18 protein-coding genes and 1 pseudogene are annotated in these 26,018 nt (G+C 78.1%); 9 read left to right on the forward strand and 10 right to left on the reverse strand.

The features are described from left to right. Positions 1 to 93: 93 nt before the first annotated feature. From EJA20_RS09270 to EJA20_RS09280, 3 genes are all read left to right on the forward strand, one after another. A complete protein-coding gene (locus tag EJA20_RS09270) occupies positions 94 to 2,973 on the forward strand; it encodes a circularly permuted type 2 ATP-grasp protein (protein WP_240675277.1) in 2,880 nt (959 codons plus the stop codon). Then, positions 2,970 to 3,875, forward strand: coding sequence for a transglutaminase family protein (locus EJA20_RS09275; RefSeq protein ID WP_129337871.1), 906 nt, complete (start codon positions 2,970 to 2,972; stop codon positions 3,873 to 3,875). Before EJA20_RS09270 ends, EJA20_RS09275 begins: the two co-directional genes overlap by 4 nt. 179 nt (positions 3,876 to 4,054) lie before the next feature. Beyond that, positions 4,055 to 5,941 (forward strand): putative bifunctional diguanylate cyclase/phosphodiesterase, encoded by a 1,887-nt coding sequence (locus tag EJA20_RS09280; RefSeq protein ID WP_129337872.1) that lies wholly within the window; start codon positions 4,055 to 4,057, stop codon positions 5,939 to 5,941. Positions 5,942 to 6,001: 60 nt separating this feature from the next. Here the strand turns inward: EJA20_RS09280 and EJA20_RS09285 are convergent, their stop codons facing one another. Continuing rightward, positions 6,002 to 6,562, reverse strand: a complete 561-nt coding sequence (locus tag EJA20_RS09285) for a DinB family protein (RefSeq protein WP_129337873.1) — start codon at positions 6,560 to 6,562, stop codon at positions 6,002 to 6,004. 166 nt (positions 6,563 to 6,728) lie between these two features. Here EJA20_RS09285 and EJA20_RS09290 point away from each other — a divergent pair. From EJA20_RS09290 to EJA20_RS09300, 3 genes and pseudogenes are all read left to right on the forward strand, one after another. After that, a pseudogene (locus EJA20_RS09290) lies at positions 6,729 to 7,316 on the forward strand (TetR/AcrR family transcriptional regulator); the annotation flags it as partial. Positions 7,317 to 7,687: 371 nt separating this feature from the next. Then, positions 7,688 to 8,962: a class I SAM-dependent methyltransferase gene (locus tag EJA20_RS09295; RefSeq protein ID WP_240675278.1), complete on the forward strand. Its 1,275-nt coding sequence runs from the start codon at positions 7,688 to 7,690 to the stop codon at positions 8,960 to 8,962. A 17-nt stretch (positions 8,963 to 8,979) separates the two neighbouring features. Next, complete coding sequence (locus EJA20_RS09300) at positions 8,980 to 9,438, forward strand: NUDIX hydrolase (protein ID WP_240675279.1); 459 nt, start codon at positions 8,980 to 8,982, stop codon at positions 9,436 to 9,438. 37 nt (positions 9,439 to 9,475) lie between these two features. Here the strand turns inward: EJA20_RS09300 and EJA20_RS09305 are convergent, their stop codons facing one another. From EJA20_RS09305 to EJA20_RS09315, 3 genes are all read right to left on the reverse strand, one after another. Next, positions 9,476 to 10,183 carry a response regulator gene (locus EJA20_RS09305; protein ID WP_240675280.1) on the reverse strand — a complete coding sequence of 236 codons (708 nt, stop codon included), beginning with the start codon at positions 10,181 to 10,183 and terminating at the stop codon, positions 9,476 to 9,478. Continuing rightward, positions 10,180 to 12,306 (reverse strand): sensor histidine kinase, encoded by a 2,127-nt coding sequence (locus EJA20_RS09310; RefSeq protein WP_129337876.1) that lies wholly within the window; start codon positions 12,304 to 12,306, stop codon positions 10,180 to 10,182. Before EJA20_RS09310 ends, EJA20_RS09305 begins: the two co-directional genes overlap by 4 nt. A 157-nt stretch (positions 12,307 to 12,463) precedes the next feature. After that, positions 12,464 to 13,183: a hypothetical protein gene (locus EJA20_RS09315; RefSeq protein WP_240675281.1), complete on the reverse strand. Its 720-nt coding sequence runs from the start codon at positions 13,181 to 13,183 to the stop codon at positions 12,464 to 12,466. A 202-nt stretch (positions 13,184 to 13,385) separates the two neighbouring features. Between EJA20_RS09315 and EJA20_RS09320 the strand changes: the two genes are divergently transcribed. Further along, complete coding sequence (locus EJA20_RS09320) at positions 13,386 to 14,438, forward strand: apurinic/apyrimidinic endonuclease family protein (protein ID WP_164983909.1); 1,053 nt, start codon at positions 13,386 to 13,388, stop codon at positions 14,436 to 14,438. 64 nt (positions 14,439 to 14,502) lie between these two features. Beyond that, positions 14,503 to 16,467, forward strand: coding sequence for an NHL domain-containing thioredoxin family protein (locus EJA20_RS09325; protein WP_129337879.1), 1,965 nt, complete (start codon positions 14,503 to 14,505; stop codon positions 16,465 to 16,467). 66 nt (positions 16,468 to 16,533) lie between these two features. Here the strand turns inward: EJA20_RS09325 and EJA20_RS09330 are convergent, their stop codons facing one another. The 5 genes from EJA20_RS09330 to EJA20_RS09350 form a co-directional block, all read right to left on the reverse strand. Next, complete coding sequence (locus tag EJA20_RS09330; RefSeq protein WP_240675284.1) at positions 16,534 to 18,024, reverse strand: GGDEF domain-containing protein; 1,491 nt, start codon at positions 18,022 to 18,024, stop codon at positions 16,534 to 16,536. 102 nt (positions 18,025 to 18,126) lie between these two features. Beyond that, positions 18,127 to 18,375: a hypothetical protein gene (locus EJA20_RS09335; RefSeq protein ID WP_129337880.1), complete on the reverse strand. Its 249-nt coding sequence runs from the start codon at positions 18,373 to 18,375 to the stop codon at positions 18,127 to 18,129. A gap of 72 nt (positions 18,376 to 18,447) precedes the next feature. Beyond that, on the reverse strand, positions 18,448 to 19,494 hold the full coding sequence (locus EJA20_RS09340) for a chymotrypsin family serine protease (protein ID WP_240675285.1): 1,047 nt from the start codon (positions 19,492 to 19,494) through the stop codon (positions 18,448 to 18,450). 139 nt (positions 19,495 to 19,633) lie between these two features. Further along, a complete protein-coding gene (locus tag EJA20_RS09345) occupies positions 19,634 to 21,724 on the reverse strand; it encodes a S9 family peptidase (protein ID WP_240675289.1) in 2,091 nt (696 codons plus the stop codon). A gap of 252 nt (positions 21,725 to 21,976) precedes the next feature. Beyond that, on the reverse strand, positions 21,977 to 24,091 hold the full coding sequence (locus EJA20_RS09350) for a bifunctional copper resistance protein CopD/cytochrome c oxidase assembly protein (protein ID WP_240675286.1): 2,115 nt from the start codon (positions 24,089 to 24,091) through the stop codon (positions 21,977 to 21,979). 248 nt (positions 24,092 to 24,339) lie between these two features. Here EJA20_RS09350 and EJA20_RS09355 point away from each other — a divergent pair, with 248 nt between their 5' ends. Further along, positions 24,340 to 24,777, forward strand: a complete 438-nt coding sequence (locus tag EJA20_RS09355) for a nitroreductase family deazaflavin-dependent oxidoreductase (RefSeq protein ID WP_129337890.1) — start codon at positions 24,340 to 24,342, stop codon at positions 24,775 to 24,777. A 152-nt stretch (positions 24,778 to 24,929) separates the two neighbouring features. Here the strand turns inward: EJA20_RS09355 and EJA20_RS09360 are convergent. Further along, positions 24,930 to 26,018: dihydrolipoamide acetyltransferase family protein (locus EJA20_RS09360; protein ID WP_164983910.1), on the reverse strand; the 1,089-nt coding region annotated here is incomplete at its 5' end.

Genomic DNA, 26,018 nt, shown 5'->3' on the forward strand with positions numbered 1-26,018 from the left:
GCCCGGCCGCCCCCAGCCCCGGCGTCCGGGACGCCGGCCCGCTCCCGACGCACCCGCTGTCCCGCGTCCCGGGGGTGGGGCATGCTCTCCGGCGTGACCGACCTCCTGTCCACCGTGCGCCGCGCGGCGCCGGCCGACGGCGCGGGGTCGGTCGTCGAGGCCGTCGCCGGCACCCGCGGCGGGCCGTCGCGGCCCCCGACAGGGGGCGCGGCGGTCCCGGCCACGGCCGCCCCGGCGGGGTGGACCGGTGGTGGCACGGCCGGGTCGGGCGCGTCGCACCGCCCGGACTGGTCGTGGCTGGAGGACCCGGCGGACGCGCCGACGCCCGAGACGCTCGACCGCGCGCGCCGGGCGGGTGCGCGCCTCCTGGCGGAGCACGGCGTCACCTACGGCGGGGACGCGGCGGACGGCGAGGACGCCTGGCGCCTCGACCCGGAGCCGGTCATCGTCGACGAGGCCGAGTGGGCGGGCCTCGACCGGGCGCTGCGTCAGCGCGCCGCGCTCCTGGACGCCGTGCTGCGCGACCTCTACGGCGGGCGCCGGCTGCTGCACGACCGGCTCCTGCCCCCGCACGTGGTGCTCCCCCACCCCGGCTTCCTCCGCGAGGTGGACGGCCTGCGCCTGCCGGGCCCGCGCGAGCTCGTGCTGACCGCCACCGACGTCGTCCGGGACAGCGCCGGCGGCTGGTGCGCCGTCGCCGACCGGACCCAGGCGCCGTCGGGCGCGGGCTACGCCATGGAGGACCGCCGCGTCGTGGCCCAGGTGCTGGCGGGCGTCTACCGGCAGGCGTCCATCGCCCGGCTCGGCCCGTTCTTCCACGCGCTGCGCGGGGCGCTGCAGGCCGCCGCCCCTGCGCCGCGGGGCGACGAGGAGCCGGGCACCACGGTGCTCCTCACGTCCGGCGAGGCGAGCGAGACGGCGTTCGACCAGGCGTACCTCGCCTCCATGCTCGGGTTGCCACTCGTGGAGGGCGGCGACCTCGTCGTGCGGGGCGGTCGCCTGTGGCTGCGCGGCCTCGACGGGCTCGAGCGGGTCGACGTCGTCCTCCGCCGTGTGGACGCGGACTGGTGCGACCCGCTGGACCTGCGCAGCGGGTCCCGCCTCGGCGTCCCCGGTCTCGTACGGGCGGTCCGCGGCGGGGCCGTGAGCGTGGTGAACCCCCTCGGCTCGTCCGTGCTGGAGAACCCGGCCCTGCTGCGCTACCTGCCGCGCCTCGCACGGGCGGTGCTCGACGAGGACCTCGCGCTGCCCTCCGCCCCGACGTGGTGGTGCGGCGACGACGTGGGGCGGGCGCACGTGCGCGCCCACCTCGACCGCCTCATCCTGCTCCCGACCGCCCAGGGCCCCGGCGTCGGGGCGGTGCTGGGCTGGACCCTGTCCGCCGCGCAGCGGGAGACGCTGGCGGCCCGGATCGAGGCGGAGCCCTGGGCCTGGGTGGCGCAGGAGCCGGTCGGACCGTCGGGGCCGGTCGTCGACCTCGCCGCCGGCGCCGCCACGGCCGAGGAGGTCGCGGGCATCGCCACGGCGGCGCCGGGTCTCGTCACGCCGCCCCCGGGCGCCACGGCCGAGGTGCGCGCCGCGGTGCTGCGGACCTTCGCGGTCGCGCACGAGGACTCCTACACCGTGATGTCCGGCGGGCTCGCGCGGCTGTCGGCCGGCGCCGTGGTGTCCTCCGCCCTGGGCGCCGCCGCCAAGGACGTGTGGGTGCTCGCCAACCCCGACGCGGCGCGGCCGGCGACGCAGGAGCTGCCGGTGGTCACCGAGCCCGGCGCGGGCCCCGGCCCCGGGGCGCGGGCGACCGCGCGGTCGGCCGGCCCCCTCGTCGAGGTCTTCGCCGACGGGCTGCACCGGGTCGGCGGCATCGCGCCGCGCACCGCGGAGAACCTCTACTGGTTCGGCCGCTACGCCGAGCGTGCGGAGGACCAGAGCCGGGTGCTGCGCGCGCTCGTCGACCGCTGGGACGACTTCCACCGCACGCCCTGGTCGGCGGGGGGGCGGGCGCTCCGGGACCTGCTCGTCGCGCTCGCGCCGGACGCCCTGCCGGACGGCCGCGCGGACGTCGGGCCCGACGGCCTGCTGCCCGCCCCCGCCCTGCGCGACCGGCTCCTCGACCCCGTCGCCGCCGGGACGGTCGCCACCTCGGTGCGGCGCACGCTGCGCGCCGCCGCGGCCGTGCGCGACCAGCTGCCGCCCGACGCCTTCGCCCCCCTCGCCCGGGTGGAGCGCGCTCTGCGCGACGAGCGGCAGCGGCGCCGTGCCGACGGCAGCCGGGCGGCTCTGCCCGGGGGCGGCGCCGGGGTCACCGCCGGCATGCGGCCGACGCTCGAGCGGGTGCTGGAGGGCGTGCTGGCCGTCGCCGGCCTCGCGGCGGAGAGCCTCGTGCGCGACGCGGGGTGGCGCTTCCTGGACGCCGGACGCCGGCTCGAGCGCGCCCAGCACCTCGTCACCACGCTGCAGCGCACCGTCGTGGTGCGGCGGGCGCCGGCGGTCGACGACCTCGTCCTGGAGTCCCTGCTCGGCGTCCACGAGTCGCCCATGACGTACCGGCGCCGGCAGCAGTCGGACGCGGGCGTGCACGTGGTGCCCCTGCTCGAGCTGCTGCTGCGCGACCGCACGAACCCGCGCTCCCTCGCCTACGGCCTGCGACGGCTCCGCGACGACCTGGGCGCCGTCCCCGTCGCGGGGCGTGCCCCCGACCAGCGGGACCACCTCCTGGCCGACGTGGAGGACCTCGTCGAGGAGCTCGACACCGGCACGGTCGCCGAGGCGGTCACGGACGGCGGACGGCGGGACCGCCTCGACGAGGCCCTGGAGTCCATGCGCTGGCGGCTGCTGGCCGTCGGCGAGGAGGTCGAGCGCGTCCACTTCACGCGCGCCGCGGCCGCCCGGGCCCTGGAGGACCCCTGGGACGCGGGCGCCCTGCGCACCCCGGGCGACCCCGCCGCCACCGCCGGCACGGGGGGTCCCCGGTGAGCCGCGTCTACGACCTCGTGCACCGCACGCGCTACGCCTACGCCGCGCCGGTCACCACCTCCTACGGCCGCACGACGATGACGCCGCGGAGCCTGCCGGACCAGACGTGCGAGCGGACGACGCTGAGCGTGGAGCCCGAGCCCGCGGACACCACCGCGCACACGGACTTCCACGGCAACCGCACGACCTACTTCTCGGTGCTCACCCCGCACACGGAGCTCGTGGTGACGGCCCGCTCGCGGGTGGAGGTCCGGCGCACCCCGCCGGCCGTCGACGAGCTGCCCGCGGTCCCCTGGGAGGACGTCGCCGCCCGGGTGCGCGCCGGCGACGTCGGGGACGCGCTCCTCGCCGTGCGCGAGGGCGTGCTGCCGAGCGCGCACGTGACGTTCACCGACGCGGTGCGGGCGTGGGCCGCGCCGACGTTCGCACCCGGCCGGCCGCTGCGCGAGGTGCTCGTCGAGCTCGCCCACCGCATCCGGACCGAGCTGGAGTACCGCTCGGGGTCGACGACGGTGCACACGACGCAGGACCAGCTCCTCGCGCAGCGGGCGGGCGTGTGCCAGGACTTCGCGCACCTCATGGTCGCCGCGCTGCGGATGCACGGGCTGCCCGCCCGCTACGTCTCCGGGTACATCGAGACGCGACCGCGCCCGGGGCGCCCGAAGCTCCGCGGCGCGGACGCCTCCCACGCGTGGGTGGCGGCCTGGCTGCCCGGGGCGGGCTGGGTGGACGTGGACCCGACGAACGACCGGTTCGTCGACGACCACTACGTCGTGCTCGGCTGGGGCCGCGACTACGACGACGTGCCCCCGCTGCGCGGCGTGATCTTCACGGAGGGCTCGGGGTCGCGGCTGACGGTCCAGGTCGACCTCGTGCCGGCGGGCGCGGAGCCCTTCGTCTGAGGTCCGGCGCGAGCGGGCACGGCCGGGCCCGAGCCCGCGCCCGAGCACCGGGCAGCGCGTCCGGTTCGCGCGCGCGGGACGGCCCGAGGCGGCATGCTGTGCGCAGCCCGATCCGGTCGTCACCCGGACCGCGGGCAGGCAGCGTGAGCCCACCGCTGCCGCCGGACGAGGGGGACGCGGTGACGGGTCGTGAGTCGCTCGTCCACGTCCTCGACGAGTTCAGCTCGGTCGTCGTCGAGGACTTCGACGCGCCGGAGGTGCTGCGACGCCTCATGACCTCCGTGCTGCGGGTGGTGGAGGTCGACGCGGCCGGCGTCATGCTCGCCCTGCCCGACGGCGTGGTGCGCCACGTCTTCGCCTCCCACGACCTGTCGCAGCGGCTCGAGCGCCTGCAGGAGGAGATGCAGGACGGTCCCTGCAGGAGCGCCGTCGAGGAGCGGGCCGTGGTCGACCTCGCGGACGTCCGTGCCGAGGGCCGATGGCCCGGCTGGATGGAGGCGGCGGCCGACCTCGGGGTCCGCGGGCTCACCAGCGTGCCGCTCGTCGCCCGGGGACGGACCTGGGGCGTGCTCGACCTGTACCGTCGCGAGGCCCGGCGCCTGACCGAGGACGAGAGCCACCTCGTGCAGCAGCTCGCCCGCCTCGCGGTCTCCTACCTCGTGGTCGCCGCGGACCGGGACGCCGCCCGCGAGGCGCGGGAGGAGCTCGCCCACCGGGCCGCGCACGACCCGCTCACCGAGCTGCCGCTGCGCTGGGTGCTGCACGAGCACCTGGAGCGCGCGGTGGCGCGGCTCGGCCGCTCCGGCGGCACCGCCGCGCTGCTGTTCCTCGACGTCGACGGCCTCAAGGCGGTCAACGACTCCTGGGGGCACCTCGCCGGCGACGAGCTGCTCCGCGCCTGCGCGCGCCGCGTCCGCGGCCGGCTGCGCAGCGCCGACGTCCTCGCGCGGATCGGCGGCGACGAGCTCGTGGTGCTCCTCGAGGACCTTCACGGTCCCGGCGAGGCGCTCGACGTCGCCGAACGCGTCGCCGCCGCCCTGCGGGAACCGCTGGACCTCGGTGACGTCGTCCTGCAGCCCTCGGCCAGCATCGGCGTGGCCTACCTGGACGCGGAGCAGACGGCGGACTCCCTGCTGTCCCACGCGGACGCGGCCATGTACGTCGCCAAGCGCGCCGGCCGGGGCCGCATCGAGGTCTTCGTCGGCTCCGGGCCCGCGCCGCACGGAGCCGGCCCCTGGTCGGGGGACCACGACCGCGCGTCCGACGCCCTCGCGGCCGACCTGCGCGGGGCCCTGGCCGCCGGCCAGCTCCGCCTGCACTACCAGCCGATCCGCGAGCTGCTCCCCGCCGCCCTCGTCGCCGGGGCGCCGCGGGTGGACGACCTCTGGGCCATGGAGGCGCTCCTGCGGTGGCACCACCCGTCGCACGGGGTGCTGGCCGCGGGCCAGTTCGTCGACCTCGCCGCCGAGCTCGGCCTGCTCGTCGAGATCGGGTCCTGGGTCGTCGAGGAGGCCTGCCGCCAGCTCGCGGCGTGGGACGCCGAGCTCGGCGCGCTGGCGCCGCCCCGGGTCTTCGTCAACGTCTCGGCCGAGGAGCTGGCGCGGCCCGGCCTCATCGAGGACGTGGCGCGCGCGATGGCGACGCAGGGTCTGGGTCCCGACCGCCTCACCCTGGAGATCACCGAGTCGGGGCTGCTCGACGAGGGCGCGACGCGCGCGATCGCCGAGCTCGAGGCGCTGCGGTGCGGCCTGGCGATCGACGACCTCGGCGCCGGGTGGTCCTCGCTCAGCCGCGTGCTCGACCTGCCCCGGGCCACCCTGAAGATCGACCGCTCGCTCAGCCTGGGCCTCGCCACGCGCTCGGAGGCGGCGGCCGTCGTCTCCGCGGTGCTGCTGCTGGGGCGCACGCTGGGCACCACCGTCGTCCTCGAGGGCATCGAGGACGCCGAGACGCTCGCGGCGGCCGCGCGCCTGGGCTGCACGCACGTCCAGGGGTACCACCTGGGCCGGCCGCAGCCGCCCGAGGAGCTCTCGCGCACCCTGCTCGAGGAGGCGGCGCGCCGCTGACACGGTGACGGGTCCGGCGGGCCCGACGCCCGCGCGGGTGCCGACGACCCGCCGCCCGCGTCAGGCGCCCACGTCGTGGAGGTGGTGGCGGAGGTCGTGCAGGAAGTAGGCGCCGAGGCTCGCCACGGTGAAGTGCGAGCCGTTCGAGCGCAGCCCCGTGCGGTCCCACTGGTCCTCGCGCACGGCGTCGAACGCGGCGGCCGCCACCTCCGCCGCCGCCGCGATCTCGGCCGCGACGACCACCGGGTCCGCGAGGTCGTAGCGCTCCGCCAGCGCGGTCGCGTCCTGGTCCCAGTTCGGGAAGGTCGGCGCGTCCCTCTCGAGCATGAGCTCCAGCCGGCCGGTGAAGACGCGCAGGACGTCCCGGACGTGGGCGCCGTACTCCGTCGGCGACCACGTCGTGGGCGTGGGCCGGACCCGGGCGTCGGGGCGCGCGAGCGCGGAGTGCCACCGCGGCACGGTCGCGCGCACCGCCGCGCCGAGGTCCGTCGGCGCCACGTCCCCGGCCGCGGACCCGCACTCGGGGCACGGGCGCTCGAGGACCCAGGTCCAGTCCTTCAGGTCCGGCTCGGGCGTCACGGGCTGCTGCGGGGCGTCGGTCCCGGGTCCGGTGGTCTCCATGGCCGCACCGTAGCGAGCCGGTGCACGCCGCCGCTGGCGGTTGCGGGACGGTCACACCGAGCCGTGGCACGGGCCGTCGCCGGGATCCTGAGAGCAGGGCCCCCGACCGGGTGAGGGCGGCCCTCCCGGTGACCATCTTCCTGACATCGCGTGCGACCATGTCAGCATGCCGAAGATCATCGGGGGATCCCTGCACGAGCACCGCGAGCAGACGCGGCTGCGGCTCTTCGGCGCGCTGGCCCGGCTCATGGGCGAGCGGGGCTTCGACGCCCTCACCCTGGCGGAGATCGCGGCGGCCGCGGGCGTGGGCCGCACCGCCGTCTACAACCACTTCACCGACAAGGAGTCGCTCCTCGTCGGGTTCATCACGCACGAGACGGAGCACTTCGTCGGGCAGCTCCACCGGGCGATCGACGGGCTCGACGACCCGACGGACCAGCTGCGCGCCTACGTGCGCCAGCAGGTGCAGCTCAAGCGCGAGTACCACCTCGCCCCGGGGCCCGAGCTGCGGTCCGTGCTCTCCCGGGAGACGCAGGCGCGGGTGCGCGAGCACGTCGTGACCGTCGAGCGGCTGCTGCGCCGGATCCTCGCCGACGGGATCGCCGCCGGGACGCTGCCGGAGCAGGACCTCGACACCACCGTGCCGCTGGTCAACGCGTGCCTGTCGGGGCGCGGCGTGCCCCACGAGGACGGCCCCGAGCGCCAGCGCGCCATCGCCGAGACCGAGGCGTTCGTCCTGCGGGCCGTCGGCGCCGCTGCCGGGTCCGCGGCCGTGGTCGTCGGCGCGTCGGACGTCGTGCGGGGCCTGCCCGACGTGGCGAGGGACGGCGGGACGCCGGCGGACGCCGCTGAGCACGACGACGAGCAGGCCCGACGCGGGGCCGACGCGGCCGCCGGCGCCGCGTGACGCCCCGGCCGGGCGGGGGCGGCGGCCGTCCCTCGGAGCGCCGCGAGGGTCGCGACGAGGCCCCGCGCAGCGGCACGGGTGGCGGTGGCGGGACCGGCGGACCCGGCGGGAGGGGCGGGACGGGCGGCCGATCCGGGACGGGTGGACCGGGTGCGACGGCCGGTCGACCCGCCTCGACCGGACGACCGGGCGCCACCGGACGACCGGGTGGTGGCGCGGTGGCCCGCGACGGCGACGGCCGGGACCCGGACCGGCGGGAGCCCCGCCCCGCACCCGCCGGTCGGCGCCCCGCCCCCCGCCACCGCCCGCCCGGCCACCACGAGCCCGGCCCCGGCCGGCGGGGCCCGCGACGACCGGACACCGCCGTCCCGACGAGCACCCTCGTCGAGCTGACGTTCCTGCCCGGGCTCGAGGGCGTGCTGCACGACGAGGTCGTGGAGCACCTGGCCCCCCGCCGCCCGCCGCGCCCCGTCGCGGGCCGGGACGACGCGCTCCTCGTCGAGGTCGACGGCCCGCTGCGCCCCGTGCTCGAGCTGCGCACGGCGGTGTCGGCGTCGATCGCGCTGCACTTCGCGGTCCCGCGGCCCCGGTCGCTGACGAGCGGGGACCACCTCGCACGCGTCGTGGCCGCCGTGCGCGCTGCGCAGCTGGCCGCGGCCTCGTCGTCGTTCCGGTTCGAGGCCGCGGGCAAGGACTCGGCCGTCTTCGCGCGGCTCGCCCAGGAGGTGGCGGCGGCGATCGGCCTGCCCCACGACCCCGCGGGTGGCCGGCTCGTGCTCCGGGTCCGCCGCGGGGTGCTCGGCGGACCGGCACCTCGCGGCGGCGACGCCGACCCCGGCTGGGACGTGCTCGTCCGGATCGGCCCGCGGCCCCTGTCGGCGCGCCGCTGGCGGGTCGTCGACTACCCCGGCGCCGCGAACGCGACGATCGCCGCGGCCATGGCCCGGCTCGCGGGCGTGGTCCCCGAGGACCGGGTCGTCAACCTCATGGGCGGGTCCGGCACCCTCCTCGTCGAGCGGCTGCTCGCGGGTCCGGCGGCCTCGGCGGTGCTCGTGGACACCGACCCCGACGCCCTGGCGGCCGCCCGCGAGAACGCCGTCGCGGCCGGCCTGCGGGTGCTCGGCGCGTCCGACGCCCCCCGCACCGGGGTCCCGGTCGAGCTGCTCGCGGCCGACGCGACGGACCACGTCGGCCTGGCGACGGCCCTGGCCGGGACGGCGGCCGGCGGCACGGCGGACCTCGTGCTCGCCGACCCGCCGTGGGGCGGCCTACACGGCAGCCACGCCACCGCCGAGGCGCTGCACACCGGGCTGCTCCGCGCCGCGCACGGCATCACGGTCCCCGGCAGCCGCCTCGCGGTGCTCACGCACGAGGTGCGCGTCATGGAGCGGTGCGTCGCAGCCGCCGCGCTGTGGTGGGAGCCCGTCGGGCCGCCCCTGAAGGTGTTCGCCAAGGGACACCACCCCCGCATCTGGGTCCTGCGCCGCCGCTGACCGGCGAGGATCCTCCCGTGGACGCGGACCAGGAGACGATGGACGACCCCTCCCCCGGTGACGGCACCGGCGACGTCACCGAGGGGGTGCAGGTGATCCTCCTCGACGCCCGGGACCGGGTCCTGCTGCAGCTGCGCGACGACATCCCGGACATCCCCTTCCCGGGGACCTGGTGCCTGCCCGGCGGCCACCTCGAGCCCGGTGAGAGACCGGCCGACGCCGCGGTGCGCGAGCTGCGCGAGGAGATGTCGGTGGACCTCGCGCCCGCCGACCTGCACCACGTGGTCTCGGCCCGGCGGTCCTACGGGCTCGAGCACACCTTCTGGGCGCACCTGGACGTCGACGCCGGGACGCTGCCGCTCACCGAGGGGCAGGCCGTCCGCTTCCACACCCTCGAGCAGGTCCGCGGCATGCGGCTGGGCTACGAGGACACCACCGTCCTCGAGGACTTCTTCACCGCAGGGGACGGGCGGTGACGTCCCGGGGAGGACGACCGGCCGCTCCTGCCGCTGGTCAGATCGCGTCGCCACCGAGGCCCTCGGCGCGGGCGCGGGCGATGGCGGCGGCGCGGTCGCGGAGGGCGAGCTTGGCCAGGACGGTCGCCAGCACGTTGCGGACGGTCTTCGTGGACAGGCCCAGGCGGCGCGCGACGCCGGTGTTGTCCAACCCCGCCGCCACGAGGTCGAGCACCTCGCGCTCGCGGTCGGTGAGCTGCGGGAACGGCACCCGCGCGGCGGTGCGCCCGCCGAGCACGTATGCCATGGCGCGCTCCGCCACCTGCGGGGACAGGATCATCTCCCCCGCCGCGGCGGCGCGGACGGCCCGCTCCACCGCGTCGGGCGGCGCCGACTTCAGCAGGTAGCCGCGCGCGCCGGCACGCACGGACGCCACCACCGCGCCGTCGTCGTCGTGCATCGTCACGACGAGCACCCGCAGCCCCGGGCGCACGCGCAGGACGTCGCGGATGACGTCGACCCCCGAGCCGTCGCCCAGGTCGAGGTCGACGAGCGCCACGTCGACGTCGTCGCGACCCGTCAGCAGCGCGCGGCCCTCCGCGGCGCTCGCCGCCTGGCCGACGACGACGACGCCCGGCAGCGACCCCAGCAGCGCGGCGAGGCCGATGCGGAAGACGGGGTGGTCGTCGACGAGCGCCACCGACACGACGCCCCCCGGGGACCCCGACGTCGGGGGCGGGGCCGCCGGCATCGTCGACCCGCTCATGCGTGCACCCCCGTCGCGTCGTCCCCCTGCTCCTCCCCGGGCGGCCGTCCGATCGCCCCCCACGCAGGCTCGAGCGGCAGGACCGCCCGCACGACGGTGCCGCCCCCGGGCGCGGGGCCGCGGGTCCACCACCCGCCGAGCTCCTCCGCGCGCTCGCGCATGGACCGCGTCCCGACGCCGTGCGCCGCGCCGGGCAGGACGCCGTCCCCGTCGTCGACGCAGGTGAGGAGCAGGAGGGGGACGGCCGCCGGCACCCGCTCCTCGTCGGGGGCGCGGCCCGGGGCCGGGTCCAGGTCCACGTCGACGACGAGCCGGCAGCCGCCCGCGCCGCTGTGGCGGGCGGCGTTGAGCACCGCCTCGCTCGCGATGCCGTAGGCGGCGGCCGCGACCCGCGCGTCCAGCCCGACCAGCGGCGGGCACCGCAGGTCGACCGCGAACCCCGTCGCCGCGTGCCGGGCGACGAGCTCCTCCAGCGCCGCCGCCAGCCCGAGCTCGTCGAGCACGGGCGGCAGCAGGCTGCGCGAGAGGGTGCGGACGTCCTCCACCCGACGGTCCGCCTCCGCACCGAGCGCGTCCAGCACCGTCGCCGCCGCGGCGGGGTCGGTGTCGAGCAGGTTCCGCGCGCCCTGCAGCCCCAGGCGCAGGCCCGACAGCCACGGGCCGAGGCCGTCGTGCAGCTCGCGCCGGACGACCTGCCGCTCGGCGAGCCGGGCGCGCGTCGCCGCGGTCCGCGCCCTCTCGAGCTCGCGTGCCTGGGCGACGAGCGCCAGGCCGGCCGCGACCACGCCGAGGAGCTGGTCCAGCGCCGCGGTCGACCGGGCGTCGAGCCGCTCCCCCGGCGGCGCGGTCACCTCGACGACCCCGACGGGGCGGCCGCCGTGCCGCAGCTCGCGGCGCAGGGGTGCGGAGGTCGGCACGCCCCACGCGCCGGCCGTGCCGTCGGGGGCGCGCAGGGTGACCGACTCCAGCCGCAGCGCGGTGCCGACGGTGCGGGCCAGGTCGTCGAGCGCGGCGGCCCCCGTGCCGACCGCGAGCCGGCGGCCGAGGTCGAGCGCCGCCCGCCCCGGGGTGCGCGCCTGCCCGTAGACGAGGGCCTGGACGCGCCGCCGGGAGGCCGCGTGCAGCGGCTGCACCGCGACCGCGACGCCGACCGCGGCGACGACCGCGGCCACCGGTCGGTCCCCGAGCAGGGCGGTCGCCGCCACGACGAGGCCCCCGTAGACCAGGGCCAGCCCGAGCACGAGGAGCCCGCCGACGGCCGCGCGCGACACCGCGAGGTCCAGCCCCCAGAGCCGGTTGCGCAGCACGGAGGTGAGGATCGCGACGGGGAACAGCGCCTGCGTCGCCAGGTGGGACAGGGGCAGCGCGAGCACGAGGTCGGGGTCGGGCAGCACGACGACGAGCGGCAGGAACGACAGCGCCATGACCGCGGTGCCGACGGCGAGCAGCCCGAGCCCGGGGCGCTCCGCGACGGGGCCGGTGCGGTGGCGCCGGGCCGTGGCGGCCGCGGTGAGCAGCCCCGCGACGACGACGCCGACGATCGCGCCGTCGGGCGCCCCCTCGGTGGCCCGCAGGCTGTCGACGACGAACCACAGGACGGAGGCGACGCCGAGCGCCAGCCCGAGGCGTTCGGCCCGGCCGAGCGGGTGGTCGCGGACCAGCCACGGCACGACGGTGAACAGGGCGACGGTCCCGGGCACCCACGCCAGCCCGTAGGCCAGCGCGAGCGGTTCGAGCGCCGGCGCCGCGGGGTGCGTCCGGGCCCAGCTGCCCCAGCCGCCGCCGAGCGCCGCGAGCCCGCCGCCGAGGGCCGCGAGCGCGACGAGCCAGCCCACCGGGTGCCGCCGTCGGGCGAGCACGAGGGCCGCGACCGTCCCGTAGACCAGCGCCACCGTGGCGTCGACGACGACGAAGAGCAGGTCCCCGCTGGTGAGCGCGAGGCCCGACGCGAGCTGGAGCACGACCCCGGCGGTCCCGAGGAGGGCCGCCGTCACCGCGACGGCCCACGCGACGGCGGGCGTCCCGTCGGCCGGCCGGGCGTCGGCGACGGGAGGGCCGACCGCTGCCGCGGGGCCGGGCCCCGCCGCCGCCACCGGGTCGCCGTCCCTCGTCGCCGTGCTCACAGGGGGGACCGTAGGGGTCGGCGACGGGCCGGCGGAGGCACCCGGCGGGTTTCACCCGGACGTGCGCCGGACGCCGGGCGCCCCCCCTGCGGGCGCCCGGCGTCGGTACGGGCGGTCGGACGGGTCGTCCGGCCGGTGCCCGCGGGACGTCCCGCGGTCAGCGCCGGTCCCCGAGCGCGAAGCCGAGGCCGGTGACGAGCAGCCACAGCGGGCCGGTGAAGCCGGCCATGTACTGCAGCGGCGAGAGGCCGAACAGCAGCGTGATCCCGCCGAGCACGAGTCCGACGACCCCGATCCAGCGCGGGGCCGCGCCGTGACGCAGCGCGGCGACCGCGAGCGCGACGCCGCTGACGCCGGCGCCGACCCACAGCCACGGGATCGTCGCGACCCAGTCGGCGTAGAAGGCGCCGGACTCCGCGACGAGGTTCTCCGCGTCGGCGAACCCGAAGATGAACTGGGTGTCCAGGCCCGCGCCGAGCAGCGCGGCCACGGCGACGAGCCCGAGCCCCGAGGCGGCGACGGCCGGCAGCAGGCTGTGCGCGGGGGCCTGCACCGCGAGCCGGCGCTGCAGCCCGGCGGCGAACACGAGCAGCAGCGGGACGAGCAGCATCGTCGCCACGTGGAAGGCCAGGAGCGTTCCCGTCTTGCCGGCGTAGGACGCGACGACGGCCTCGGGGTCGCCCGCCGTGCTCTGCCAGTCGGCGGACAGCGCCAGGGACAGCTGGATGGCGGCGATGCCGACGGCCCCCGCGACGGCGCCGGTGACGGCCCAGGCGCGGGACGGCACGGCGCCCGCACGGGCCGCGGCGGCGCGGCCGGCCGTGCGGTCGGCCGCGCGGTCGGCGGACGGGGTGGACGGGACGGTGGTGCTGGTCATGGCGGTTCCTCGGGTCCTCGGTCGGTGCCGGCCCCGTGCCGGCGGGACCGACCCTCCCGGGCCCCGCGTCCCGGGCACCAGGGCGCCGCGTCCCAGGTGGCCGGGCCGCTCGTCGGGCGGGCTGGGGACGTCCCGCGGGCGCACGGGTCCGGTGGCGCGGGTCCGGTGGCGCAGGTCCGGCGGCCGGGGGACGGTGGTCGGCATGGCGCACCCCTACCGGCTCGGCTTCGCCGTGAAGATCCTCGGCAACGGCGGCATGGCCACCTCGGACGGCCGGCGCTGGCAGAGCGGCCCGCACCTGTCCCGCTCGCTCGAGCTGCTCGACGAGGCGCTGACGTACCTCGACACCATCGACGTGCGCGTGTTCCGCCTCTCCAGCAGCACCGTGCCCTACGGCACCCACCCCGACCTGCCCGAGCTGCACTACCGCCGGCAGCTCGACGAGTGCGCGGAGCAGCTCGAGCGCGTCGGCGCCCGCGCCCGGGACCTCGGCATCCGGCTGTCCACGCACCCCGGGCAGTACACGGTCATCAACGGGCCCGAGGAGGAGCTGCGCCGCAAGTCCTCCATGGACCTCGAGCAGGACGCCGCGCTCCTCGACGCGCTCGGCCAGGGCCCGGAGGCGACCGTCGTCGTCCACACCGGGGGCCTCTACAACGACCGGCCCTCGGCGCTCGACCGCTGGGAGCGGGCGTGGGGGCTCCTGTCGGACCGGGCGCGGGCGCGGCTGGGCCTGGAGAACGACGACGGCCCCTTCGGCGTGACGGACGTCCTCGAGCTGTCCCGCCGGACCGGGGTGCGGGTCGTCTACGACCACCACCACCACCGCACCATGGCGGAGTCGGCGGTCGTCCCGCCCGACGAGGCGCTGCGCGCCGCCTACGCCACCTGGGCCCCCGGCGTCCGGCCGAAGGTGCACCTGTCGAGCGCGCGGCTCGACGTGGGGACGGTGCCGAAGAAGGTGCCGGGCACCCGCCGGACGGTCCAGGTCCCGGTGCTGCCCCGGCTGACGCCCCACGCCGACCTCGTCTCGCCCTGGGACCTCGTCGACCTCCTGCGGATCGCGCCCGGGCCGCTGGACGTGGTGCTCGAGGCGAAGGCGAAGGACCTCGCGGTGCAGCACGTGCGCGCCGCGACCGCCAAGCTCTTCCCCGACCTCGCCGCGCTCGAGGAGCGGCGGCGGGACGCGCCCACCGTCGTCGAGCCCGAGGAGCTCCTGGCGCCCGAGAGCGGCGAGGACGTGGTCGTCGGCTGAGCCGCACGCGGTCCGCGACGGACCGGGGAGGACCGTGTCGGCGGCGTCGTGTTGACTCCTCCCCGTGACGCCCCGCAGCACCCGCCTCCCCAAGGTCCGCGCCTCCGAGCTCGTGGGGCGGGGGTGGCTCAACACCGGTGGCCGCGACCTGCGCCTGGCGGACCTGCGCGGCAAGGTCGTCGTCCTCGACTTCTGGACCTTCTGCTGCATCAACTGCCTCCACGTGCTCGACGAGCTGCGCGCGCTGGAGGAGCGGCACCGGGACGTGCTCGTGGTCGTCGGGGTGCACTCGCCCAAGTTCGTCCACGAGGCCGACCCCGTCGCGCTGGCCGCCGCGGTCGAGCGCTACGAGGTGCGCCACCCCGTGCTCGACGACCCCGGGCTCGTCACCTGGGGCGCCTACACCGCCCGCGCCTGGCCGACGCTCGTCGTCGTGGACCCCGAGGGCTACGTCGTCGCGCAGATGGCCGGCGAGGGGCACGCGCACGCGCTCGGCGTGCTGGTGGAGGAGCTCGTCGCCGAGCACGGCGCGAGGGGCACGCTGCACCGGGGGGACGGCCCCTACGTGCCGCCGGAGCCGACGGCGGGGACCCTGCGATTCCCGGCGAAGGCCGTCGCGCTCCCCGGCGGGCACCTGCTGGTCGCGGACGCCGGCCACCACTCCCTCGCCGAGCTCGCCGCGGACGGCGAGACGCTGGTGCGGCGCATCGGCTCGGGGGAGCGCGGGCTCGTGGACGGCGGGCCGGACGTGGCGCGGTTCAGCGAGCCCAACGGCCTGTGCCTCGTGCCGGAGGAGCTGCGGTCGTGGCTGGGGTACGACGTGCTCGTCGCCGACACCGTCAACCACGCCCTGCGCGGCGTGCGGCTCGCGGACGGGCACGTGTCCACGGTCGCCGGCACGGGCGAGCAGTACATGGTCGGGGGCGCGGACAACCTCCGGCTCCCCGACGGCGGCCGCGGCGACGAGGTGCGCGGCCTCGTCGGCGGGGTGGCCGGCGGGTTCGCGCCGCGCGACGTGCGGCTGTCCTCGCCGTGGGACGTGGTGTGGTCGCCCGACCTCGCCGCGTTCGTCGTGGCGATGGCGGGGAACCACACGCTGTGGACCTTCGACGGGGAGCAGGGGTCGCTGGGGCTCCTGGCCGGGACGATGAACGAGGGGCTCGTCGACGGCGATCCCCTGGGCGCCTGGTTCGCGCAGCCGTCGGGCCTCGCGCTCGGGCCCGACCGACGGGTGTGGGTGGCGGACTCCGAGACGTCCGCGCTGCGCTGGTGCGAGCCGCGGCACGGCGGCACTGCCGCCCCCGTGCGGACCGCCGTCGGCGAGGGCCTCTTCGACTTCGGCCACCGCGACGGCCCGGCGGACGCCGCCCGCCTCCAGCACCCCCTCGGCGTCGCCGCTCTCGCCGACGGGTCCGTGCTGGTCGCCGACACCTACAACGGCGCCGTCCGCCGCTACGTCCCGCCCGCCGCCGACGCCGCAGACGGCACCCCAGGCACCGTGACGACGCTGGCGACCGACCTCGCCGAGCCCAGCGGCCTCGTCGTGCTGCCCGCCGCGGACGGGGAGGCGCCGGCCGTGCTCGTCGTGGAGTCCGCGGCCCACCGCCTCACGCGGCTGGCCCTGCCCGCGGACGTCGCCGGGGCCGTGCTCGACCGGGGTGCGCACCGCACCCGCCGCCCGCCGACCGACCTGGCACCCGGCGAGGTGCACCTCGACGTCGTCTTCACGCCCGCCACGGGGCAGAAGTACGACGACCGCTTCGGCCCGTCGACGCGGCTGCGCGTCTCCTCGACCCCGCCGGGGCTGCTGCTGGCCGGCGCGGGCGACGACGTGCCCCTGGACCGCGTCCTGCGGCTCGACCCGGACGTCCCCGAGGGCGTGCTGCACGTGACGGCGCAGGCCGCCTCCTGCGACGACGACCCGGCGGTCGAGTACCCCGCGTGCCACCTGGCGTCGCAGGACTGGGGCGTGCCCGTCCGCGTCGTCCCCGGTGCGCCCCGCACCCTCGTGCTGCCGCTGAACGGCTGACCTGCCGGCCGTCGGGCGCGCCGCCGGCGGGTCGGGTGCGGTCGTCGGCGAGGTGCCGGGGACGGGTCAGGCCAGGCGGCCCGCCACGGCGCCCGCGCCGAGGACGCGGTCGGGCGCGACCCCGCCCGGGCGGCGCCCCTCCTGCGCGGCGACGACGAGCATCGCCTCGAGCGCGGTGAGCACGGCCGGGGCGGTCGACGCGGTGCGCGACACCCCCACCTCGACGAGCCACGGCGTCCGCTCGACGACCACGGTCCCGCTGCCGGCGCCCCGGGCCGCGGCGACCCCGCCGCTGGCCACCACGACGGGCTCGCCCAGCGGCCGCTCCAGGGGTGCCGGCGCCCCCGCCGCGGGGCCCACCGCGGCGCGGGCGAGGACGGCCCACTCCGTGCCCCCGAGCGTCTCCGTCGCGGACGCGGCGAGCGCGCAGAGGCGGGACAGCAGCCCGGGCCGCGCGGCCGCGACCGCCGCGGACGCCGCCACGACGAGGCGCTCGGCCGTCACCGCCGGGTCGGCCATCGGCGCGGCGGCCCGCCGGGCGCGGTAGCGGGCACGCTTGGCGCGGTACTGCGCGGCGTCCGCCCGCCGGAAGAGGTGGCGCGCCGACACGGCACCGGCGACCGCGGTGGAGGCGATGCCGAACGAGATGGAGGCGCCGTGCGGCAGGGGGAACTCCTCCGTGGTGCGCGCGAGCACCTCGGAGACCGCGGCCCGCGGCTGCCCCTGGACGACGAGGCAGAACTCGTCGCCGCCGATGCGCGCGGCGGTCGTCCCCGGCAGGCCGTCCGCGACCCGGCGCAGCACGTCCGCCACGGAGCGCAGCAGGTCGTCGCCCGTCTCGTGCCCCAGCTCGTCGTTGACCCGCTTGAGACCGTCCACGTCGCACATGACGATGACGGTCTCCTCGCCGGAGGCCAGCGCGGCCGCGGCGGCCTGGTCCGCGACGCGGCGGTTGCCCAGGCCCGTCAGCGGGTCGTCGGCGACGAGGTGCTGGACCTGCGCCTCGAGCTCGACGCGGGCGAGCGCCCCTGCCGCCAGCGCGGCCACCACCTCGACGTGCGCGAAGTCCGCCGCCCCGAAGGGCGCCCGGTCGGGGCGGCGCCCCGCGATGACGTGGCCCCACACGCCGCCCGTGACGAGGACCGGCACGTTGAGGGCGGAACCCATCCCGTACTCGCGCAGGAGGGCGAGGTCGCCCTGCCCCGGGTCCGCGCCCCGGTGCACCTCGGGGTCGTGCCAGATGTTCCCCACGCGCTCCTTCACGACCCGCGCGAGGTAGGACCGCTCCTCGATGCGCACCGCCCGGTAGGCGCGCTCCACGTACTCCGGCGGCGGCTCCGGCGAGACCGCGACGGCACGGCTCGTGCTCTGCTCGATGCGGCGGAACCCGACGATCGCCGCGCCCACGAGCTCGCGGGCGGCGTCCGCAGCCGTCCGCGCCACCTCCTCGCGGGTCCGGCACCCCTCGAGGTGACGGGCCAGCGACGCCAGGGCCGACGCCGCGGCGGCGGCGCCGCGCGCGTCGTCGGCGCGCTCGTCGTCCCGGGTGCCGTCCACAGGGCCATCATGGCCGCGCGGCGACCGGCGCACGACCGATGCCGCCCCCACCTGCCCGGACGTCACCCGGACGGCCGCGCGGAGCGGGCGTCCTGGGGAGGGTCAGCGCAGCGGGACGACGTCCCCGACGACCCGCACCCGCACGCCGACGCCGTCGACGTCCGTCGGCACCGCACCCGGCGCGGGCGACGACAGGTTGACGAGCAGCTCGTAGTCGGGCGCCCCCGGCTGACCGGCGGGCCCGGTGGGCCGCAGCCCGATGCCGCGGACGCGGTCCGCCACGTCCGCCCGGCCCGCCAGCGCCGACGCCAGGTGCGCCTTCGCCACCCGTGCCCTCTCGATCCCGGCCACCGCTCCTCGCCTCCCGCCGCGTCCGGGGCGGCGGCGGGCGGGGCCGGGGGACCGGCCGGACCGGGCCGCCCGTCAGACGAGCGTCGCGTCCAACGCCGTGAGGACGGCGTCGATCGGGTTGACGTACGTCAGCCCGGTGCCATTGTCGCCCCCCGTCTCCGACCCCGCAAAGAGCAGCCCGATCGCGGTCCCGTCCTCCAGGTACACGAGCGACCCGGAGTCGCCGCCCCGCGAGAACGGCCCCGTGCCGGTCGACTCCACCTCGATCTGGTCGTCGAACGCCAGGTCACCCAGCCCTTCCCCGTAGTTGACGACCACGTCGTCGAGCTCGATCGCGGTCACCCGGCCCCGGGTGAGGGCGGTCGTCCGGCCCGTCTTGGCCACGGCCTCGCCGCCGCGGACCGCACCCGTCCGGGTGATACGGCCCACCGGGTAGGTCGGGTCGATCGCCTCGGGGTCGTCCAGGAGCGCGACCGCGGCGTCCACGAGCGCCGTGCGGCCCGGGGCGAGCGGGACCGTCGCGGCCAGCGTGCCCACCCGGTCGTCGGGCGCGGACCCCCCGTCGGCCGGCCCGGGCTGCAGCACCACGTCCCCCACCTGCGCCGCGGGCGATCCCGCGAGCACGTGGTAGTTCGACAGGGCGTGCACGGCCCCGCCGATCCGCACGAAGGCCCCGAGGGTGCCGGCGGAGACGTCCACGTGCGCGATGGAGATCCCGGGGCGCAGGGGCCGTGTGCGGTCCGTCGGCCCGAGGGCCTGCGCCCGCCCGACCGGTGGCCGGGGTCCGACCGGCCGGTCGAGGGGCCGGATGCGACCGGTCCGCCGCACGTCGACGACGGGCCCGCCCTCCTCCGCCAGCCGGCGCGCCACGGCGCGGACCTGCGGCAGGCCGAGCCGGTAGCGGACGGCCAGCCCGAACGACCCGTCGTCGTGCGGCGTGAGCCCGACCGCGACCGCCGGACGCGCCGGCGTCGCGTCGGGGGCGCCGGCGGCCCGCACCCGCCGGCCCTCGAGCTCGCGCGCGAGCGCCACGAGCTCCCCCTTGCGCGTGCGCGCCGCGTCGTGGTCCAGGCCCCCGGACGTCCCGCCCGTGCGCTGCGCCGCCGTGCTGCCGCTCATGCCCCACCCCTGTCCGGCCCGTCGCGGGCCGATCGTGCGGCGGCCCCGTCGGCCGCCCCCCGTCCGTGTCTGCGGGGCCGAGTGTGCCGCCCCCCACCGACACGGACGGGTGACGCGCGGTGCCGGCAGGGGGCAGCCGTCAGCCGAGGACCTCCGGGTAGGGCGTCGCGTCCTCGCCGGTGCGACCCAGCACGTGCTCCGCGAGGAACGCCTCGACCGTGCCGTACCAGACCTTCGCGTGCTGCGGCGTGAGCACCCAGTGGTTCTCGTCGGGGAAGTAGAGGAACCGGTGCGGCGAGCGCCCCTCGTCGTCCGCGGGGAGCCCGGACGCCGACAGGAGCTCGTACCAGAGCCGCAGGCCCTCCCCGATCGGCACCCGGTAGTCCTTGTCCCCGTGCACGACGAGCACCGGGGTGACGATCCGCTCGACGGACCGGTGCGGGGAGTTCCGCTCCGCCATCTCCGGCGTCATCTCCTCGAGCCAGTAGTAGGCCGCGTCCGTCGTCGGGCCGAACTGGTCCAGGGCCCACAGGCTGGCGTGGGTGACGATGGCCTTGAAGCGGTCCGTGTGGCCCGCGACCCAGTTCGCCATGTAGCCGCCGAAGGACCCGCCCATCGCGGCCGTGCGGGTGGCGTCGACGTCCTCGCGCGCCTCCGCGACGTCCGTGACGGCCATGAGGTCGGTGAAGGGCGCCTCGCCCCACGCCCCCCAGCCCGCCTGCACGAACGCCTGCCCGTAACCCGTCGACAGGGCGGGGTCCGGGAGCAGCACCGCGTACCCGCGCGCGACGAGCAGCCAGGGGTTCCAGCGCCAGGACCAGGCGTTCCACGAGCCGAGCGGCCCGCCGTGGATCCACAGGAGCAGCGGCGCCGGGGCGTCCTCCCCCGCGCCCTCGGGCAGCGCGAGCCAGGCGCGCACCGTGCGGCCGTCCTCGACCGTGGTCGAGACCTCCGTCAGCGTGCCGGGCAGCGGCGGCAGCGGCGCGGGCGGGCGCAGCGCCTGCGCCGCGACCGGCGTCCCCGCCGCCGCGGCCGCCAGGTCGATGCGCACGGGGTGCGCCGGGGCGAGGTACGAGGTGCGCAGCGCGTAGGCCGTCCGCCCGTCGGGGGCGACCTGCACGTCGCTGAAGGCGGCGTCGTCGGACGTCACCCGCACCGCGTCGCCGCGGGTGCGGCCCAGGCGGAAGACGGGCGCGCGGCCGTTGTCGTCGGCGACGACCAGCACCCCGGAGGAGTCCGGCAGCCACACGGGCGCGTGCGGCCAGCGGTCCCACTGCGGCGCGAGGACCTGCGGCCGCGCCGGCCCGTCGTCGCCGGGCGCGAGCGCCACCACCGCGACGCCGGCGGCGGGGGCGGTCGTGGGCGTGGAGCGGCGCTCCCAGCCGTAGGCGACCCACGCGCCGTCCGGGGACACGACGGGCGAGAAGGCGTCCGTGGTGGGGTCGTCGACGAGCGTGCGGCGCTCACCGGTGTCGACGTCGATCGCCACGAGCACGCTGCGCTGCGAGCCCCGCGCGAGGGGGACGGTCCAGCCCGTGACGAGCGTCCGGCCGTCCGGGCTCAGCGCACCGTGCTGCTCGCGCAGCTGCCCGCGGCGGGCGTCGGGCGTGACGTCCCGCAGCGTCGCGGCGGTGCCGGGCTGCCCGGCCGCGAGGGCCGCCGGGTCGGCGGCGTCCGCGTCGCCCTCGGCGAGCACCTCCGCCAGCGGGGCGACGAACGCGTGCGGCGACGCCGGCCCGAGGTCGTGGTCCCAGTACCGGACGGGGTAGGCGTCGTGGAGGATCGCGCTGACCTTGCGGTCCTTGCGGTCCTTGCGCAGGCGGTCGTCCTCGGCGTCGTCGGCGGCACGCGGCAGCACGTCCGAGGTCAGCAGCGCGACCGGCGCCGCGGCGGCCGTGGAGAGCCCACCCAGGCCCGCGCCGCGCCGGGCGACCACCCGCGCCTCCGCGCCGTCGCGCGGCAGGAGCCACAGCGCGGGCACCGGGTCGTCCTCGCCCTCCACGCCCGGGTCGGGGCGCGCCGCCGTGAAGAGCAGGTCGCCGCCGGGCGTGAAGGCCGCGCCGCCCTCGCCCTTGGCGCCGCGGGTCAGGCGCCGGGCCGGGCGCGCGCCGGTGGGGTCGACCTCCCACAGGGCGGTGACGTACGCGGTCGCCTTCGCGTCGAGCGTCGAGACCGACGTGACGAGGCGCGTGCCGTCGGGCGAGAGCGCGAGCCCGCCGAGCCGCGGCAGCGCGACGTACGCGTCGAGGTCGTCGAAAGGACGGCTCGCGTCGGGCGCGGACGACGACGCCGCCGGGCCGGCCGCGCCCTCGGGCGCGGGGCCGGCGGCGACGGCCGCGGGGGCGTCGGCGGGCGGACGGGGGACGTCGGGGACGGGGGCGGAGGCCGGGTCGCTCACCCGGCCGTCCTATCACGACGACCCGGGCGCCCGCCGCGCGTCGGCGCCGCCGTCGGAGCCGCCGGGCCCGGCGTCGTGCGCCGCTCAGCGCCCCTCGCGCTCCGCCATCCGCGCCAGCATCGCGTTGTACTCGTCCATCTCGGTGTCGCCGGACCGGTCGACCGTGCGGTCGCGGCGCCGCGCCGCCCGCTCGTCGTCCCGGGCCCACGCGAACACGAGCCCGACCGCGAGCGCGAGGGTCGGGAGCTCGCCGATCCCCCAGGTGATGGCCGCGCCCTGCTGCTGGTCGTCGATGGCGGAGGGGCCCCAGGGCCGGCCCATGAGGCCGAACCAGTCGGCGACGAGGAGCGAGGTGCTCTGGAGCAGGGAGACGCCGAAGAAGGCGTGGAAGGCCATCGTCGACAGCAGCAGCACGAGGCGCTGCGGGTGGGGCAGCCGTGCCGGCCCGGGGTCGAGCCCGACCATGGCGTTGGCGAACAGGTACCCCGCCACGGAGAAGTGCAGGATCATCGCGAGGTGGCCGAGGTGGCTGCGCAGCGCGAGCTCGAAGAGGTCCGTGTAGTAGAAGGCGACCATCGACACGACGAAGTTCACGGCGGCCACGACGGGGTGCGCCAGCACCGTGCCGACGCGGCTGTGGACGAGCACGAGGAGCCACTCGCGCGGCCCGCGGGAGGCGTCCCCGGGCAGCGCCGCCGCGCGCACGGGCAGCGCGCGCAGGGCCAGGGTGACGGGCGCCGACAGGGCGACGAGCACCGGCACCACCATGACGAGCACCATGTGCTCGAGCATGTGGGCGCTGAAGAGCACCATGCCGTAGGCGGCCGGGCCGCCGGAGGTCGCCCAGCCGAAGACGAGCATGCCCGCGACGAAGGAGACGGTCCGCAGCACCGGCCACCGGTCGCCGCGGCGGTGCAGGCGCACCACCCAGCGGACGTAGACGACCGCGCCGGCGACCGCGGCGGACGCGGCCAGGACGTCCCACCGCCACTCCGTGAGCCAGCGCAGGGCGGTCGGCTCGGGCGGCAGCGGCGAGCCTGTGAGGAGCTGCGCCGGCGTCGGGTCGGCCGGCGGGGTGTCGTCGACGGGCGGCGCGGTCGAGGACAGCGCCACGGCGACGCCCGACACGGCGCCCATGACGGCGAGCTCGACGACGACGAGGCGGCGCAGCAGGGCGCGCGCGGGACCGCCCGCCGCGAGCCGCCCGACCACGCGCCGCCGGTGCGCCAGCCCGAGCAGGCCCAGCACGACGAGGAGCGCGACCTTGGCCAGCAGGAGCGTGCCCCAGGCGGTCGTCAGGCCGTCGAGGCCGGTCCGGACCGTGCCGTTCACCGTGCCGGACACGGCGACCGCGACGAGGCACCAGCCCGCCACGACGGAGTAGCGGGAGACGGCGGGTGCCACGTCGTCCCCGAGCCGGCCGCCCAGCAGCGCCAGCCCGAGCAGCCCGCCGACCCACAGCGCCGCCCCGACGAGGTGCATCGTCATCGACGACACCGCCAGCTCGTGCGAGGCGGCCCCGGCGGCGTGGCCGGTCTGCGCGCCCTGCCACAGGGCAGCGAGCGCGACGAGCGCCGTCCACGCCGCCCCCGTGGGCGTCCGCACGAGCAGCGCGAGCACGCTGACGACCGCGGCCAGCACGACGACGGACAGCTCCGTGCGGCCGAGCTCGACCTGCGTCACGTAGAGCTGCAGCTGCGCCCCGAAGTCGGCGGCCGTCGGCGGCTGGCCGGCGACGTTCGCGTAGGACAGGACGAGCTCGACGAGCGCGGCCACCGTCCAGGCCCCCGCCCCGAGCGCCGCCAGCACGAGCGCCTGCGGCCACGCCCGGCCGTCGACCGCCGCCACCCCGTCCCGCGGCGCCCGCACCCGGTCCGACGCGCGTGCCCGCAGGGGCAGCAGCCCGGCGGCGAGGACGAGCGCGCCCAGCGTCAGCGCCGACGCGACCTCGGCCACCGCCCCGACCACGGGCAGGCCCCACCGCACCGCGGCCCCGGGGTCGGCCAGCACCCCGGGCAGGGCAGCCCCGGACGCCGCGACCCCGACGAGGACCGCCACGACCGCCCCGCCGAGGAGCACCAGGGCGCCCCCGGGCGGCAGCACCCGCGCCCCGCGCCTCGCCGCCGGGGGCTCGACGGGACCGCCCGGCGCACCGGCCGGCCGGGGGGCCCGCGGGGTCGGGGCAGCCGTCACGTCCACCGCACCAGGGTAGGTGCCCCCTCCCCCACGCCCCGTCGCGCCCCCGCCCGCTCACAGCCCCCGCCCCTCCCCGACCCGCTCACAGCCCCTCGGGTTCCCCCGCCCGCCCCACCTCGCCACGAGATGCCGCTCGGGGCCGCCCGACCGCACCCGCACGCGGCCCGCACCGGCCTCTCGTCGCGAGGGCGTGGCTCGCGCCTCGCCCGCGGGCGGGAAGAAGAGCGGCGGTGGCGCGCGTTGCCGCCGGCATGCCCCTCTCCGGTGAGTACGCGCCCTCCCAGTCCGACTGGGCCCGCCAGCAGGCCGAGACCTTCGAGGCCACCGACGGCCGCGAGGCCAACGAGCTGCGCGGCGTCCCGATCATCGTCCTGACGTCCGTCGGCGCCCGTTCCGGCAGGCTGCGCAAGACGCCGCTCATGCGCGTGGAGCACGGGGGCGAGTACGCCGTCGTCGCCTCGAAGGGCGGCGCGCCCGAGCACCCGACCTGGTACCACAACCTCGTCGCCGACCCCCACGTCGAGCTGCAGGACGGCGCCGTGCGGAAGGACTACGACGCCCGCGAGGTCGGCGGCGCCGAGCGCGAGGCGTGGTGGGAGCGGGCCGTCGCCGTCTGGCCCGACTACGCCGAGTACCAGAGGAAGACGGACCGCCAGATCCCCGTCTTCGTCCTCACCCCCCGCGACTGACCCGCGGGCGCGGCTCGCACACCGCGCGCCGCCCGTCACGCCCACGACGAGATGCCGGTCCCGTCCCCCTGCGGGACGACCGACGCGGCCGGGACCGGCAGCTCGTCGGGGGGAGGGGGTCCGGATCCTCGGACCCCGGGACGGCGCTGGGGTCAGCTCGCCCAGACGAGGGCCTGGGACGGCTCGTGCAGGACGGCGGCGACGTCCGCCAGGACGCGCGCCCCGAGCTCCCCGTCCACGAGGCGGTGGTCGAAGCTCAGCGCGAGCTGCGTCACCTGACGCACCTTGACCTTGCCCTTGTGCACCCACGGCTGCTCCCGGATGGCGCCGAACGCGAGGATCGCCGCCTCGCCCGGGTTGAGGATGGGAGTGCCCGTGTCGATGCCGAACACCCCGACGTTCGTCAGCGTGATCGTGCCGTCCGCCATGTCGGCGGGGGTGGTGCGCCCCGCGCGGGCGGTCGCGGTGAGGTGGGCGATGGAGCCGGCGAGCTCGCGCAGGCCCTGCCGGTGCGCGTCCTTGATGTTCGGCACGACGAGCCCCCGCGGCGTCGCCGCGGCGATGCCGAGGTTGACGTAGTGCTTGTAGACGATCTCCTGGGAGCCCTCGTCCCACGAGGCGTTGATCTCCGGGTGCCGTCGCACGGCCAGGACCAGGGCCTTCGCGGCGACGAGGAGCGGCGTGACGCGCACGTCCGTGAACTCCCGGTCGGCGCGCAGCCGCTCGACCAGACGCATGGTGCGCGTGACGTCCACCGTGTGGAAGACGGTCACGTGCGGCGCCGTGAAGGCGCTGCCGACCATGGCCTCGGCGGTCCGCTTGCGCACGGAGCGGACGGGGACGCGCGTCTGCCGCCCGTCGGGGCTGACGGTGCCGCTGGCGAGCCACGGCGTGTCGTCCGCGGCGTAGGTCGCCAGGGTGCGCGGCTCCGTGTGCCGCTGGTGCCCGAGCACGTCCTCGCGCGTGACGATCCCGCCCGGGCCCGTGGGGTTGATGGTGTCGAGGTCGACGCCGAGCTCGCGCGCCAGCTTGCGCACGGGCGGCTTGGCCAGCGCGTGACGGGGCACCCCGTCCGTGTTCGGCCGCGCCGGCGCCGCGGCCGGGGGTGCGGGGGCAGCGACGAGGACCGGCGCGCCGACCGCGGCGGGGGCTGCCGAGAGCGACGCCGGCGGCACGGGTCCGCTCGTCGCCGCCCGCGGGGCCGCCGCCGGGACCGGGGGCGCCGGAAGGGGAGCCTCCGC

Origin of the sequence: Cellulomonas endophytica (assembly GCF_004123805.1) — a bacterium.
Lineage (GTDB): Bacteria > Actinomycetota > Actinomycetes > Actinomycetales > Cellulomonadaceae > Cellulomonas > Cellulomonas endophytica.

What these genes read in the sequence shown, in the direction of transcription:
- EJA20_RS09315 (WP_240675281.1), bottom strand. Translation starts at nt 13,183, where the DNA reads ATGACCAGCACCACCGTCCCGTCCACCCCGTCCGCCGACCGCGCGGCC.
- EJA20_RS09340 (WP_240675285.1), bottom strand. Translation starts at nt 19,494, where the DNA reads ATGAGCGGCAGCACGGCGGCGCAGCGCACGGGCGGGACGTCCGGGGGC.
- EJA20_RS09320 (WP_164983909.1), top strand. Translation starts at nt 13,386, where the DNA reads ATGGCGCACCCCTACCGGCTCGGCTTCGCCGTGAAGATCCTCGGCAAC.
- EJA20_RS09355 (WP_129337890.1), top strand. Translation starts at nt 24,340, where the DNA reads ATGCCCCTCTCCGGTGAGTACGCGCCCTCCCAGTCCGACTGGGCCCGC.
- EJA20_RS09285 (WP_129337873.1), bottom strand. Translation starts at nt 6,562, where the DNA reads ATGGAGACCACCGGACCCGGGACCGACGCCCCGCAGCAGCCCGTGACG.
- EJA20_RS09305 (WP_240675280.1), bottom strand. Translation starts at nt 10,183, where the DNA reads ATGAGCGGGTCGACGATGCCGGCGGCCCCGCCCCCGACGTCGGGGTCC.